Below are 13,872 nucleotides of genomic sequence, written 5' to 3'. Positions count from 1 at the left end.
TCTCTGCATCAACCTGTGAAACGGGGCTCGCACGGTCGGTGCCCCGTGATGATTTGCCGTTCGACATCTTGCCAATGAGGCCCCGGGCCGGAGTTTAACCGTCGAGTTCATGGTGATTTGATCTCCGGTTGTAAAATCTGGCTCAACGGCTCCTGTTGGAAACCGAGCCGCTTACGCATTCCGTCGAGCCATCCTCCGGGAACCTGAGAGATCTCACGATGCTCAGCTCAGACTTACCCTGAAGCGTGCGATGCCGGTTTGCGGTGGATCGCAAGCTAGGCCTGAAGATTGCGTGAGCATGGAGTTTCAAATGTCGGTTCTGGTTTTTAGTCTACATGATCGCCTGCTTGCCATTGCCTGCGGCTTTTTCAGGCATGACACCACCAGCGGACAGTTCCATTCTGGTTTGATCCTCTCGAGTTAACGCAAAGCTCGCGCAGCATCTGTTCCGCCCTTCACGCCTTTGGAAGGCTGAAGCGTCAGCCCCACGAAGGATGGCGGTCTAAATCGCTTTCAGGCCGGCCACCAGCGCATCGACCTGCCGTTGGATCTGTACCCGTGTAATGCGACGTCGTGTAACGATCATGCCCCAATAAAGGGATGCGGGTATCATATCCATCGCAAGCTCACGGTCGATCCCGACGGGCAGTTCGCCGCGGCCAATTGCCCGCTCGATTAAGCTCACTCCGCCGCGCCGACGCGATACGGATAAACTCCTCAACACGGGCACGAGTTCGGAGCCGCGAGACGCTTCAGCATAAAGGTCAGGGAGTATTTTGCGCACGAGGCGATGGCGAAGTGCGCGCCTTAACATCAGCAGATATGCTTCTAGGTCTTTTGCAAGCGTCCCATAGTCGGCGATATCTGTCAGCACGACGCCAAACTTCTCAACCGCGTCGGCCGCGAGTGCGCGCTTAGAGGGCCATCGGCGATAAATGGCAGCTTTTCCTGCTCCCGCACGTGCGGCAACCCGCTCCAGGCTTAGCGCGGCATAGCCATTAACGGCCCACTCCTCCAGAAATGCGCGCAGGAGGGAATCCGTAACTTCGTCACGCATCACAGCCGCTCCGCTCGGACGCCGCTTGCTTTTTTCGTCGATACGCTTGCGTTCCATTCATTTTACCCCATATTGGTCGGAACGGTATCGTTCCATCGAAAAGGAGTAAAGCGAAATGTCCCATTCGATCGATCAGTTTCCCAGTCTATCGGCTTTGTTGCGGCAAGCTCTTGGGGACGCACTGACGTCAGATGCGCAAACTCTTCTGGAGATGTGCGCAGAGGACGTGGTGTTCGAATTTCCCTATCACCCAACCGGTTTCACGGAGCGTCTGGAAGGGCGAGCGGCACTCGAGGCCTATCTTCCGACAGTGTCGAAACTCATTTCGATTGAGTCCATGACGCTTCATCAGGCGTTCATTTCGGCAAGGGGCGACATGGCGGCGATCGAGTTCAGCTGCAAGGGTCACTCGCCCGTGACTGGTGCCCGCTATGATCAGGATTATGTTTCAATTCTCGAGCTTAGAGACGGTCGAATTGCCCGTTATCAAGACTACTGGAACCCGCTGATCGCTCTCTCTGCAATCGAGAGCGCGCCTTCGGCTGGCACACATTGAGAGGACTTGATCATGTCAACGCAGATCCTCGTCATTGGCGGCAAGGGAAAGACGGGAAGGCTCGTCAGTCAGGAACTCCTGACCAGAGGAGTCCGCACTAGAGTTGCCACACGTTCACCCCGCGGGGGCAATGATGTTGTCTTCGACTGGCAAGACCGCTGGATAGCGGATGCAGCCTTCGACGGCGTAACTGCCGTCTATATTGTTGCGCCCACCAACAACAGCGACCACGGCACGATCGTGCCTCCCATTCTCGAGATCGCGCGAAAGCGTGGCGTCCAGCGTTTCGTCCTGCTCAGCGCGTCATCCCTTGAAGCGGGCGGACCGATGATGGGACAGATCCACTCGTATTTGCGCGATCAGGTCCCGGAATGGACAGTGCTGCGGCCCACCTGGTTCATGCAGAACTTCTCAGAACAGCAACATCTCGATACGATCCGCAACGAAAACGCGATCTACTCCGCAACGGGCACAGGGCGCGTTGGTTTTATCGACGCAGCTGATATCGCGAAGGCGGCTGTCAGCGCACTGTTGGCGGAAACGTCGTGGAACCGCGACTTCATACTGACAGGACCAGAAACCCTCTCTTACGCGGATTTCGCCGAAAAGATCAGTGACGTGATTGGCCGAACCATCGAACACATCAATCTGACAACAACCGAACTGGCTGAGCGGTACGCAAGGGCTGGATTGGACGAAGCATATGCCAGTATTCTGGCAAAGATGGACGAAAGAATTAGCGAAGGCAGTGAGGATCGACTGAGCGACGGCGTGTTCGCTTTGACCGGACGGTCTCCTACCGCTGCAGCTGAATTCATCCGTCAGTGCAAAGATTCTTGGGCCCTATAGAACGGGGATATATCATGACATCGGGCCGATTGTTACGCTTCTCAAGTCCAGGAAAAGCTCTGACAACGCCGTCCCCACAGCAGGGATCCGACTTCAGTGGGCGCCATGGCTGCAGCTCTCCAGTCTCCCAAGTTCAAAAACCGCGTCGAACGGGATTTCCAATCGCTGGCGTATCGCGTCACCAAGACCTAGACATCGATTTGCAGGTTCCCGGAGTCTGACGGTACCGAGCAGCAGATGAGGGCTTCGCCCTCGTCGACCCGATAGCTCGGCTCGAAGAGATAACTCACGTCACCCCTGATGACCTTGGCCCTACACTCACCGCAATTGCCAGCGCGACAGCTGTAAGATGGCGAAAGCCCGTTTTGTTCTGCAAGGTCTAGCAGAGTTCCGCTTCCCGGGCTCCAAGAGGCCTCCCTGGCGGATTGCCCAAACACGACCTTTGTGACCTCCGTTGCGGGAGCCGGACCCGGCCGTCTGGCGGGTTGGCCGTTCACCTGATCGCGCCTCAGTGCTGCTGGACCGAATGCTTCCGCATGGATGCGATCATCGTTCACCTGGAAGGCGCGCAGCCCGGCGTACAAAGACTGCATGAAGGCTGGCGGACCACAGAGGTAGAAATCATAGTCGTCGAACGGCAGATGCGCCTTCAGCAGACTGGCATCAATGTGTCCCAAAGCGTCATACTTCCCTTCATCCGACGGCTCCGGTGCACTCAACACTCGAACATCCCGTATGCTGCCTTCGCCGCGCTCAACCAAGGACACGATCTCCTGGTCGAAAGCACGCTCGGCCGATGTCCGGGAAGACCGGAAAAGCCATATCGGTCTGCGGTAGCCAGTGTGGGTACCTACCTTAACGACATGGTGCAGCATGGACAGCATCGGCGTGATGCCAATGCCGGCAGCCAGCAGAACAGCAGGTCGGCCCTGCTCCACCGGATCGATGCAGAAGCTGCCTCCAGGCGCCAGTGCCTCGATATCGTCTCCAGGCTTCAGGCTGTGCAACAGCTGTGATCCCTTGCCCTCTCGTTTGACACTCAGCCGATAGAATTCTTCCGAGGGTGCGCTTGATATCGTGTAGCTTCGTCGCACAAAGCTTTTCTTGTCGGCAATCCGGATTGGAAGATGCTGGCCGGCCTTGTGCGGGACCAGCGCCTTTCCGTCTACGGGGCTGAGATTGATCGACCTTATGGTCTCGCTTTCGACAACAACCTCGTTGATCCGCAGGCGCCTCCAGACCTTGGCTGGCCGGGCAGCCTCCATAGGCTGTTCCGCTTCGGTCCAAGTCCCTGTGACCAGGCTATCGGGTGAATATCTGTCTTCTGCAAAGGTCCAGCGGAGCGGCAACACATCACGCCGCCACACAACCTTTTCCGGAAAGACCCGCCAAAAGCGCTCTGCACCCTCAAACCCCGCAATTTCAAAGGAATCAATGATCTCGACCTTGCCGCTTATCTGCAGCATGCCGCCCGTGTGGTGATCAACGAACAACAGGCCAGCGCGCGGGTTGACGACAAAGTTGCCGAGGGTGTTGAAAAACAGGTTACCGTTGAAGTCCGGTACGGTCAGCGCTCCATCTGCATCAATGCGCACGAAACCGGGCCGACCTCCCCGATGCGACACATCCACCTGGCGCCCCTGCCCACCCTGATCTGCATAGGATGCGACGAAGAATGTGTCCGCGTTTGCGATGAGCGCACACGCCTCTTCGTTCAGTGCATCTGAGATGATCGCTGGTGTGGGCGTATTCCAGGCCGGATCGCGAACGAATTCGAAATGACGGCTCTGGATGTAGCGCGGACAGTTGCCGAAACTTTGCACGACACCAACCTCGAAGCGTCCGTCGCTCTGGCGTTGAACAGTACCGTTCAGACGGTTCCGGCGCCGGGTGACGAAGTCGACCCCCACCAGACCAATGGGATCGCCGTTTTCCATCCCACTTTCAGCCGGATCAGCCCAGTCGCGACGGGCCTCGATTGCAAGCATCAGCGGATCAGGAGAATGAAGGAACCCTGGTCGCCCGGCGCGGATGGTTGCCCAAGGCAGACCATCCGGATCGACAGCACCGATCGCGACAAAAGGCAAAAGGGGAAAGAACTCACGATGCTGGTCTAGCAGGAAAGGCCGCAGCACTCTGCGACCGACGACGTCCATCTGATCGACAACTCCGATGCTCCGCTGCAATTCGAGTTCACCTTCATGCCAAGGCGACGCAACTCGTTCCACACCTTTTGACATTGTCACCTCCATGGGAATGGCGGTCATACCGCCCTCACGTTGTTTCACGCCCTCAAGCCCGCAACAGTCTTGGGAAATTCGACAAAACCGGCGAGCGCCTCGATGCGAGCCAGCCACTGGCGAACATTTCCATAGGGCATCAGGTCCACATTTCCTTCTGGCGCCCCGACGATGTAGCTGTAGAGCGCCACATCGGCGATTGTCGGCTTGTCCCCAATCATGAACGAATGCTGCTCGAGCTCCTTCTCGATCAACGTCAATATGCGGTGGGCGCGCGCGATAACCTCCTCGGCCCGGAAATTGGCGCCAAATACGGTGATCAATCTTGCGGCACAGGGTCCATAAGCAATCTCTCCGGCGGCCACCGAAAGCCATTTCTGGATCCTGGCAACAGTTTCCAGATCGTCCGGCAACCAGTCTTTGCGACCGAGCTTCGTCGCGAGATAGACAAGGATGGCGTTGGAATCGTTCACCACAAACCCGTCGTCATCAAGCACGGGTACCTGGCCGAACGGGTTCAGCTTCAGGTATTCCGGGGTGCGGTGCTCTCCGTTGGCAAGATCCACTTCGATGAGCTCAGCCTTCTGACCAAGCAGTGAGAGGAAGAGGACAGCCCGATGGGCGTGGCCTGAAAGCGGCAGGTGGTAAAGCTTCATCTCAGAACTCCTGGTTTCAACACTTGGCTAAAGCTGAACACCACCCTATTGGCTTCCACAAAATTGCAGTAGATAGAGTTCTTGATAGCCAACCTCTCAAGTTCCGGAAGGAAGCATGGATCGTATCGACGCAATGCGTGTCTTTATCAAAGTCGTCGAAACAGGCAGTCTGTCGGCTGCAGCCAGAGCTCTCCACTCGCCGTTGCCCACTGTCAGTCGCAAGATTTCCGATCTTGAGAAGCTGCTTGGTGTGGCACTGCTGACGAGAACGAACCGCAACGTTGCGCTGACGGATGCTGGGCGGCAGTATTTCAGCGCAGCTCGAGATATTGTGGATCGCGTCGAACAGGCTGAGCGGGAGGCTTCAGGGGAATATCTTACCCCAAAAGGCGATCTGAACATCACCGCTCCGATCGTCTTTGGCCGACTGCACGTGCTCCCCGTGGCCATCGATTTTCTGAAGGCCTTTCCCGAGATCAATTTGAGATTGACCCTCAACGATCGGAACAACAATTTGGCAGAGGATCATATCGACGCCGCTTTGCGTATCGGTGAGCTCGCGGATTCCAGCTTGATGGCGCTCCGTCTCGGACTGGTGCGATACACCGTCTACGCCAGCCCAGAGTATCTGACCAAACATCCCGCACCCATCAGGCCGGGCGACCTCAAGGCCCATCAATGCATTGCATTCGAAGGCGTGCGATCATCGAATGCGTGGCTGTTCCGGGATGGGAAGAAGAGCCTTTCCGTAGAAATCAATCGCCGCTTGTCGGTCAATACCGCCGAGGCCGCGGTTGACGCAGCGGTTTCTGGTCTGGGGCTGACACGGGTCATGTCCTATCAAGCCAAAAACATGGTTGAGCAGGGACTGCTAGAGCCTGTCCTGGAACAGTTTGAGCTTCCGGCGTCACCTGTGCAGTTGCTGTACCTGCCAAACCCCATTCTGCCGCTCAAGCTCCGAGCCTTCTTAGATTTCGCCGCGCCCAGGCTGCGCGCAGCGCTTAGATAACGCCGGCAAGGCATGTTTGTGACACCATATCCCCATGGACCTCACCGCCCCATACCTCATGCCATCAAGAAGCAGCATGACCATCTATTCATCATGCGCGACTGCACTCTATCCCGATAATCCCGCATTCGCTGAGACTGTCGCCAAGCGGACATCCGGAACGGCACCGCATGGGGCATCGAGACGAAGTCGCCACTACTCGCTCCACCTCCAAGCACCATTCCGAGTCTCGATTCCTTGGGATGGGACACTTAGCTTCTTAAGCCCACGCTCCTGAGCGGAATCGAACGGTCGGCCCATTTATTTCTTAGGAACTGAGGGGCAAGGGATCGGTACCTTCACTCAGAATTGCGAGATATCGCTGATAGCTGAAAACGCGGCCGCGTTTGCGGCCGGTTACCTCATTAACGATGCCCAAACGCTCAAGATCAGCAAGTGCGGCATTGACCGTTGGCGCGGAGAGACCCGTGATCTGAACAATCTGGTTCGCTGTGTGAAAAGGATTCTGCTGGAAAAGCTCGTGAATACGAAGGGCCGACCCTGCTCTATCGCTCTCCATCGTGATCCGCTCCCGATCTTCCTTAAAGAGATCGACGATCTGGGTCGCAGCCTCAAACGCTCGATTGGCAGTGTCGGCAACGCCGGCTAGGAAAAAGTCCAGCCAAGCTTCCCAGTTTCCCTGGTCGCGAACCTCCTGCAATAACCGGTAATATTCTCTCCTATGGGACTTTAGAAAAAGGCTGAGGTAGAGCAGCGGCTTTCGCAGAACCCCGTTCATGCAAAGATATAGGGTTACAAGCAGGCGGCCGATACGCCCATTACCATCGAGAAATGGATGGATCGTTTCGAACTGCACATGCAGTAGGCCAGCCTTGATGAGTGCCGGCAAGCGCGATTGATCCTCATGCATGAAGCGCTCGAACGCATCCAAACAAGCGGCCATCTCAGTGACGGGTGGCGGTACGAAGAGTGCGTTACCGGGGCGCGTTCCGCCAATCCAATTTTGCGAGCGGCGGAACTCTCCTGGATCCTTCGTGCCTCCTCGCCCACTCTGCAGGAGCCTAGCATGCATCTCGCGGATGAGACGCAACGACATGGGCAGCGTTTCCAGCCGCTCCAAACCATACATCATGGCGTCAACATAGTTGGAGACTTCGCGGATATCATCAACCGGCTGCCCCGCCTGAGCTTCGGTCTCAAACCGCAAGAGATCGGAAAGCGTCGACTGTGTGCCTTCAATCTGCGAGGAAAGAACGGCTTCCTTTCTCACATACATATACAAAAACAACTCCTGTCGCGGCAGGAGCATTGTGATGCCATCCAGGCGTCCTAGCGCCCGCTCTGCTAGGCTGAGACGCTCAAGCAAAGAAAGCACATCGATCGCCGGCTCGGGTGGCAATGCTGGGGGCACGAACGCCCGCACTGTTTCACTGGCGGCGACCGTCTCGACGAAACGACCCAGGCGGTTTTTGGATTGGGAATCAGACATAACCAAATATCAGTCGCGTCCGTTATTTAAGCAAGACGCATTTCATTTAATTAACTGACAAGCCAAGATAAGCGCGCTTAACTAACGCATCGACATTGCACTTCTGAACTTTGATCGGGGCAACATCGGCGCTCAATATGATGAACACGCGCCACAAGAGCTTCTCATGCCTAGATTTCTGCGGCAGCGCTGCGGCGAGCCCCTGTGAGGATTGAGGTTCGCAAAACCTCCTGTGGGCTGTTTGCTCGAAACGCCTGATGATCGGCTTCAACCGTCCCAACGCTTTCCATGCGCGAGGCTTCTAGCTGGCTGCGAGATGAAAACGAAAAAGGGCCTACGACCGAGGCGCTGGAGGATCCAGATCTGCTCTCCGGTGTCGTCGATGCGCCCCCTCTGCTTGCGATGGAGATGGCAGACCTCATCCGCTTCAAGACGTCGACACTGACCGCGATAGGCTACCGCAGGAATGGCGTCTGGAATGAGGAGACAGCCAGCCAGAAGATCGAACATCTCGGCCTGATGTTTGGGGCACTTGCGGCATCCCCGAACGGGGTTGTCAAAGGTCGAGGCGTGCCGCTCAGCCAACTCACCTTCGGTCTCCTGATCTTCCCTGGCGTGTGGGACTGGTATTTGCAATGGCGCGAGCGCCGTCGCGGCTTCTTCACGAAATGGGAGGAAGACATGCTGATGGTGGCCATGGCCCTCACTCGCGCTGAAGTCGACTGGATCCGCCAACATCCCGAACTGTTGCGCAACGTGAAGCCGATCGAAGGACTGATCACGACAGACGAGATTGCGGCTGCTCGTCGAGATTGGCACGGTGCATGCGAGGACTTCCATCGCCATACAGCCAATCGATCAAAAGAAATCCAGCGGGTGATGCGGGTCCACCGCGATCCGTTCGAGCCTATCATGTGCGTGCTCGAGGCAGATAGCCCGCTCGCTGAATATCGCAAGATCACCGAGGAGATCTTTAAGCGAACGCCCGATGAGCACCGTTACCCGAGAGTAGCCGCCGAGGCCGTCCGTTCGTTCCTGATGCTAAGGCTTGGCTTACATCTCGGCCTCAGGCAGAAAAACCTTCGGCAATTGCTGGTCTGCCCGCGCGGACAATTCCCGACGGCAGAACGCCGGCTCGAAGACATGAAGCGCGGCGAACTGCGTTGGAACGAACGGGAGCGTGGGTGGGAGGTCTTCATCCCGTCCAACGCCTTCAAGAACTCGGGCTCATCTTTTTTTGGGCAGAAGCCTTTTCGTCTGGTGCTGCCGGATCTTCTTGATCTCTACACCTATCTCAATGCCTATATCGAGCGGCATCGGAAGGTGCTGCTGGGGCGAGCGCCCGATCCGGACACGCTTTTCGTCAAAACTGTCAAAACGCCCAGTATCGATGCGGCGTATAATCAGACAACATTCTACGAGGCCTGGCGGTTGGCGATCCAGCGCCACGGCATATAGAATCCATATACCGGCCGCGGCGCGATTAAGGGTCTGCTACCGCATGGCCCCCACAATGTCCGAGACGTGCTCGCCACACACATCCTAAAGCAGACAGGATCCTATGAGCAGGCAAGTATGCCATCCAGGACACGCCTGACGTCGTGCAGCAGCACTACGGACGCTTTCTGCCGCAGGACAAAGCAGCATTGGCGGCGCGGATCCTCAATCAGGTATGGGAGGCAGCGTAGTGTGGCGGATGCGTCGCTCATCCCATTGCAGGCATATGCGCAAAATGTCCGCGTCCGTCTAAGGCACGGCCTATCGCCTCCGCCTTGAACAGAATCGCACTCTCGGCACCCTATTTGTCTGAGCCACTTCCAACGAGATCAGCAGCTTGGCATTCAATTTCAAGTACGGTCTATTCGCCAAAAGGAAGTTCAATTTCTTCGCGGTTTTTCTTTGCGCCGTCGATTAGGACCATTTTGAACCGGTCTGCATCTGGTGCCGGCAGCATCCCCGCCCCAATTCGGATAGCGTCTTGCCACGCAGGGCCGCGCTCCCATGCTTCGTTGTAGACGAGGGCCAAATCGGCGGAGCGCCTTGTCTGCTGCAGCGCCTCAAAAAGCAGCGCAGCCTGGCGAATGTCCTTCTCGCGCTTCGCTGGCCCTTGCCCGTCAGTGTGCCGACGGCTGGCGACGATGAGCTTATGGACGGCATACCGAGCCGGATCAGGGACAACGACTGGGATGCCGCTTCGGTGGAGCAGGATTGTCCTTACCGGTTCCCTGATGAGAAAGTCCAGAAAGCGTAGTGGATCCGCGCTGGCACCGCCAAGAGCAGGCATCTTCGCCGGCTGATCTACGTAGTCGCCCGAGCCACGGTTCGATGTCAGGAATTCAACTCTGTAGCCGTCGGCATTCTGAAACGCTGACGAGGCCCCTGATCCCGATCTATGTGGAACGGGCCGGAAACTGGCGTCGACGTCCTGCAGCAACTCCACGATCGGAGGCAGACTATCTTCAACTTCTCGACTGATGGCATAATCCTGAGCGATGTCCGCATCGCCGGTCAGTATGGCAGCCATTGGAAGGCGCACGCCCAGCAGCCCTGAATAGCATTGAAAGGCCACCGTGCCGATGAGAACGCCACGGAGTCGAAAGAGCCCCCCATCGGCAAGAGCTTCGACAATGTCGCCCGACATGGCGTCGGGGGAAATCATCCCACCTTCGCGCGTCAGGGTATTTACCAACCGCCTGCGAGCGCGTAGGTCGTCCTTGTCCCGCTTATGGTCAGATACGCGTTGTGCTATATCCGGATCTTCAGCAGGACCAACATATCGACGTTTGGTACCACCGTGTCCATCCGGGATGTCGAAATACCAATACTTGCGCCCCTTGATGTTCGCGGGGGTGAATCGCCCCTCTGGAGGGAAATCAGCCGTCCAAGCGGCGTCGAGCGAGCGCTGACCTAGCTCGGCGAGCATAGTCTGGTACATGAGGTCGACGGATTTCATAAGCTCGACTCCGGCGTTATACTGTTTTTCAAAAACAGTATAACGCTCGAAAGGATCGGTCGCAATACGGGACGCGAGTTCTACTCCTTGAAGGGATAAGAACCGACGACCCACCATAACTTCGGATCCAAGCCGGCAGATAAGCGAACCAGATCATGCATCTGGTTCACTTGGAATGTCCGGAAGGGGGCCAAAAGCCGAATGGCAGCTTTTGGACTATTGATTTCCATTGAGAGCTGACCCGGCCATAACTATAGCTCGTGGATTCGGAACGACGATCGGCCGGCCAGTTCGCGCACGGCGTCAAATCCTTCGAGCCGCTCAAACAGGCGCGTCGCCGCCCAGCGGGACAGATGGCTGCCCCGAGCCGTTGCCGGCACGGCGTCCTCGAGCAGCCTTCGAATGACGAGACCGGCGTCCTTTGTCCTGACTTTCGGCGCTGCGGCGAAAAGCGCGCCCGCGCACCGGATGATCTCGTTCGCCGAGCGCAGGGCGCTGCCCGCCCTTCCGACCACGGCCAGGCAGACGGCGCGCGGAAAAGCGGGTTCACCCGGCCGCAACCCGTCCCCTGCCACTGAGCGTCCGGAACGCCGGGCCATTGCGCTCGGCCATCAGCAACGGCATGGGAAACGGCCATTTCAGCATTGTCGCGACGAGCATGTCGGCCAGTGCCCAAGCGAGCGGCTCGGCGTCCGGGCGGTCATGGTAGATTGCGCAAACGAGGTCCGCCGCGGCAAACGGTACGGTACGCCATAGCCGAGCCCGTTATGACGCAAAGGCCTTGTGATCCGCCCGGCCGTGTTCCCGGCATTCCACGGCTTTAGCCAGGTCAGATCCCTCTTTTTTCAGATCGGCAATAATCTTGTCCGTCACCTGGGCGTAAACATCGTTTCTCATGTCCCTTTTCCTTTGATCGGGTTGCGCATGCAACCGATCTGCCCCTCTGGCGAAGAGCGGGGGGAGCCTGTCCAGACCCAAAGGCGTCCGAGGTGGTGCGGGCGCAAGGCGCGAGCCTGAGCCACGGCCCGGACGGCTTTGCCCGAAGGGTTCAAGGTCTTGACGGGTGATGGGGCGCCAGCCCCCTTCTCATGAAGAGTATGTATGTGAAGCCATCGTCGCGGTTCTTTTGAAGCGAGGAGACGTCGCGGCTCGCATTGACATCCAAAGGCTTTGCCTCGGGACGAACGGACGTTTCGAGCTGCTGCATCTGATCACCCGGAAGCTAAGCCCGCGCTCAGATGATGATCCGTTCCTGAGGAGGGCGTGGCGCCACGCCTGTCGTTCCGCAATCAATCCAACATCTGGTGGCCTTGCACAAAAATGCCAGATATGACCTATAAATAATCATAAAACGTCGAATATGACTTATAACTGTAACGCGATGACCGTCTCATCGCTGTGAAACGCTGGCTCATACTCACGAGCCAGCGCGCCAGAAACACCGACGCTCCGGAACGCGTCTCGCCATTCGTCCGAGATGCCCCGAGCGATGGTGCGGATCATATAGTGCGCCTCCGCCTCCGGGATTTCGAAAAACGCGCAGGCTTCCAGGGCAAGTTTGATCGACCGGTCATGGGGGCCACCCTCGAGGATCGCCGTCTCGAGATGCGCGTTTCGGTCCGGCGCCGGGTTCACGTCAAATACCGGCGACAAGCGCCACCGGCCCGCCCCCGCATAGAGGAAGCCGTGATTTTTCAGGTGATCGTCCTTGTTGGAGACGAGGATGGTGAAGACAAGTCGGCGGTAGAGCTCGCGGAAATCGGCCACGGGATCGGGTGAATGAGACCGCATGAAATCGACGATCTCGGTATAGGAGCCGAGTTCCGAGCCCGTCTTGCCGAGCGCAGTGCGGGCGGAGATGTAGGGTATCCGTGTCGCTCCACGCCGATCAAAGCGCTGGATGAGGGCTACTGGAAACGGGCTATCCGCCAACTCCAGCCGCGCCTCGGGAGCGCGGATACCGCAGGCCGCCGCCAGGCGAAGGGTCGCGACCTCTACCCGCTCGATCGGATGCTGATCATGGACGGAGGTAAACTTCGCCAGCCACAGCGCATCGCCGTCCCTGATATTGGCCTTGGGGCGAGCGCCACCGGAGCCGCCGGCCCCGGCCAGCGCCTGCATGTCCTCAGGGCTGATGTCCTTTCCCTGCTCATAGGCCCGGGCGATCGCCGTGATGGTTTCGAGGTTGATAAGACGCGGGACGGGCTGAATTGCCTTACCCCGAATGACCTCGCCGTTGTCGTCCAGAAAGCGCAACGCCCCTTGTCGGCAGGCATCGTCCGAAAGGGTAAGATATTCGAATTCATTCAATCCATTGCCATAGGCGCGTTCCAGCAGCCTGCGCCCCCAACTGTCGGGGGCTGCATCAGCGAACACACCTGCCAACGCGTCACGCATGTTGCCGGGCTGGCCCGAGGTATGAAACGGGCCCGCCTCCAGTGAAAAATCTGGCTGAATGGCGAAACCGCGAGGACTGTCGATCCAGGAAGCAGAATAGGTGAATGTTGAAAACTGCCGCGGCCCGACATGCGTGAACCGCAATTGGCCGGCGGGCGTCAGGCTTTCGCCAAGAGCCACATTGGCGACGAAGTCTGCCATCAGAACGACACCCCGTCGGGGTCCACGATATCCTGGTGCTCCTGTGCAGTCTCGGATTGAGCCTTCTGCTTCCGGAGTGTCGCCGCAAAAGATCGCCCCCGACGTGGCCCCTGTTCCGTCGATAGTGCCAGGCCAAGATCATCCTTGCGGACATCGATGAGGTCGGCGAGGCGTTCCAGAAGGCCAAGGACAAGCAGCACATCGGCAAGTGTCCCGATGGCGACGCCGGGATCGCCCCGTTCAAGGCGGGCAATGGAGCTTGGCGATGTTCCGGCACGCATGGCGAGATCGGCGATGGCTATGCGCCGCCGCAACCGCGCGTGTCGGACATCCTGTCCCAGCCGTTCAAGGGCTGGCTTCACTTTGGGAGAGCCCATCTCAGTCTTCCAAATCTGAATTAGTAAAATTGATAAATTGTCATATATGACTGATTGTTACTCTCGTCAACAGGTCTGTCTGGGTGCA

11 protein-coding genes and 2 pseudogenes are annotated in these 13,872 nt (G+C 57.7%); 4 read left to right on the top strand and 9 right to left on the bottom strand.

The window, feature by feature from the left end; all coding sequences use genetic code 11:
* Nucleotides 1-502 precede the first annotated feature (502 nt).
* Nucleotides 503-1,114: a TetR-like C-terminal domain-containing protein gene (locus tag GH983_RS23170; protein WP_069044115.1), complete on the bottom strand. Its 612-nt coding sequence runs from the start codon at nucleotides 1,112-1,114 to the stop codon at nucleotides 503-505.
* A 58-nt stretch (nucleotides 1,115-1,172) separates the two neighbouring features.
* On the opposite strand from GH983_RS23170, the gene GH983_RS23165 reads away from it, so the two are divergent.
* Entirely contained in the window at nucleotides 1,173-1,613 is a 441-nt protein-coding gene (locus GH983_RS23165; RefSeq protein ID WP_069044114.1) for a nuclear transport factor 2 family protein, read from the top strand.
* Nucleotides 1,614-1,625: 12 nt separating this feature from the next.
* Complete coding sequence (locus tag GH983_RS23160) at nucleotides 1,626-2,462, top strand: ergot alkaloid biosynthesis protein (RefSeq protein ID WP_153763831.1); 837 nt, start codon at nucleotides 1,626-1,628, stop codon at nucleotides 2,460-2,462.
* Between the two features lie 188 nt (nucleotides 2,463-2,650).
* On the opposite strand, the gene GH983_RS23155 is transcribed toward GH983_RS23160, so the two are convergent.
* Together GH983_RS23155 and GH983_RS23150 are read right to left on the bottom strand one after the other, a co-directional pair.
* On the bottom strand, nucleotides 2,651-4,729 hold the full coding sequence (locus GH983_RS23155; RefSeq protein WP_246727656.1) for a pyridoxamine 5'-phosphate oxidase family protein: 2,079 nt from the start codon (nucleotides 4,727-4,729) through the stop codon (nucleotides 2,651-2,653).
* 17 nt (nucleotides 4,730-4,746) lie between these two features.
* On the bottom strand, nucleotides 4,747-5,358 hold the full coding sequence (locus GH983_RS23150; RefSeq protein ID WP_069044112.1) for a glutathione S-transferase family protein: 612 nt from the start codon (nucleotides 5,356-5,358) through the stop codon (nucleotides 4,747-4,749).
* Between the two features lie 115 nt (nucleotides 5,359-5,473).
* Here GH983_RS23150 and GH983_RS23145 point away from each other — a divergent pair, with 115 nt between their 5' ends.
* Nucleotides 5,474-6,367, top strand: coding sequence for a LysR family transcriptional regulator (locus GH983_RS23145; RefSeq protein ID WP_153763830.1), 894 nt, complete (start codon nucleotides 5,474-5,476; stop codon nucleotides 6,365-6,367).
* Nucleotides 6,368-6,674: 307 nt separating this feature from the next.
* On the opposite strand, the gene GH983_RS23140 is transcribed toward GH983_RS23145, so the two are convergent.
* Entirely contained in the window at nucleotides 6,675-7,856 is a 1,182-nt protein-coding gene (locus GH983_RS23140; protein ID WP_069044110.1) for a Fic family protein, read from the bottom strand.
* Between the two features lie 348 nt (nucleotides 7,857-8,204).
* Here GH983_RS23140 and GH983_RS24210 point away from each other — a divergent pair.
* Nucleotides 8,205-9,544: pseudogene (locus tag GH983_RS24210) on the top strand (hypothetical protein); the annotation flags it as partial.
* Nucleotides 9,545-9,714: 170 nt separating this feature from the next.
* On the opposite strand, the gene GH983_RS23130 reads toward GH983_RS24210, so the two are convergent.
* The 5 genes and pseudogenes from GH983_RS23130 to GH983_RS23115 form a co-directional block, all read right to left on the bottom strand.
* The gene (locus GH983_RS23130; RefSeq protein ID WP_069044353.1) at nucleotides 9,715-10,809 is read right to left on the bottom strand and encodes a GSU2403 family nucleotidyltransferase fold protein; all 1,095 of its coding nucleotides are present in this window, start codon (nucleotides 10,807-10,809) and stop codon (nucleotides 9,715-9,717) included.
* A 251-nt stretch (nucleotides 10,810-11,060) separates the two neighbouring features.
* A pseudogene (locus GH983_RS23125) lies at nucleotides 11,061-11,559 on the bottom strand (DUF1403 family protein); the annotation flags it as partial.
* A gap of 15 nt (nucleotides 11,560-11,574) precedes the next feature.
* A complete protein-coding gene (locus tag GH983_RS24495; protein WP_256367288.1) occupies nucleotides 11,575-11,706 on the bottom strand; it encodes a hypothetical protein in 132 nt (43 codons plus the stop codon).
* A gap of 468 nt (nucleotides 11,707-12,174) precedes the next feature.
* Nucleotides 12,175-13,407 carry a type II toxin-antitoxin system HipA family toxin gene (locus GH983_RS23120; RefSeq protein ID WP_153763829.1) on the bottom strand — a complete coding sequence of 411 codons (1,233 nt, stop codon included), beginning with the start codon at nucleotides 13,405-13,407 and terminating at the stop codon, nucleotides 12,175-12,177.
* Nucleotides 13,407-13,784 (bottom strand): helix-turn-helix transcriptional regulator, encoded by a 378-nt coding sequence (locus GH983_RS23115; RefSeq protein WP_069044107.1) that lies wholly within the window; start codon nucleotides 13,782-13,784, stop codon nucleotides 13,407-13,409. The genes GH983_RS23120 and GH983_RS23115 overlap by 1 nt, the downstream gene beginning before the upstream one ends.
* Nucleotides 13,785-13,872: the final 88 nt, after the last annotated feature.

The sequence above is a fragment of the Agrobacterium sp. MA01 genome, from assembly GCF_009650195.1.
Lineage (GTDB): Bacteria > Pseudomonadota > Alphaproteobacteria > Rhizobiales > Rhizobiaceae > Allorhizobium.
This window is presented reverse-complemented; position numbering and strand designations above follow the sequence as displayed.

Excerpts from the sequence above, each read along its gene's own strand:
- GH983_RS23155 (WP_246727656.1), bottom strand. The coding sequence starts at position 4,729 with ATGACCGCCATTCCCATGGAGGTGACAATGTCAAAAGGTGTGGAACGA.
- GH983_RS23160 (WP_153763831.1), top strand. The coding sequence starts at position 1,626 with ATGTCAACGCAGATCCTCGTCATTGGCGGCAAGGGAAAGACGGGAAGG.
- GH983_RS23115 (WP_069044107.1), bottom strand. The coding sequence starts at position 13,784 with ATGGGCTCTCCCAAAGTGAAGCCAGCCCTTGAACGGCTGGGACAGGAT.
- GH983_RS23145 (WP_153763830.1), top strand. The coding sequence starts at position 5,474 with ATGGATCGTATCGACGCAATGCGTGTCTTTATCAAAGTCGTCGAAACA.
- GH983_RS23170 (WP_069044115.1), bottom strand. The coding sequence starts at position 1,114 with ATGGAACGCAAGCGTATCGACGAAAAAAGCAAGCGGCGTCCGAGCGGA.
- GH983_RS23150 (WP_069044112.1), bottom strand. The coding sequence starts at position 5,358 with ATGAAGCTTTACCACCTGCCGCTTTCAGGCCACGCCCATCGGGCTGTC.
- GH983_RS23165 (WP_069044114.1), top strand. The coding sequence starts at position 1,173 with ATGTCCCATTCGATCGATCAGTTTCCCAGTCTATCGGCTTTGTTGCGG.
- GH983_RS23130 (WP_069044353.1), bottom strand. The coding sequence starts at position 10,809 with ATGAAATCCGTCGACCTCATGTACCAGACTATGCTCGCCGAGCTAGGT.
- GH983_RS23120 (WP_153763829.1), bottom strand. The coding sequence starts at position 13,407 with ATGGCAGACTTCGTCGCCAATGTGGCTCTTGGCGAAAGCCTGACGCCC.
- GH983_RS24495 (WP_256367288.1), bottom strand. The coding sequence starts at position 11,706 with ATGAGAAACGATGTTTACGCCCAGGTGACGGACAAGATTATTGCCGAT.
- GH983_RS23140 (WP_069044110.1), bottom strand. The coding sequence starts at position 7,856 with ATGTCTGATTCCCAATCCAAAAACCGCCTGGGTCGTTTCGTCGAGACG.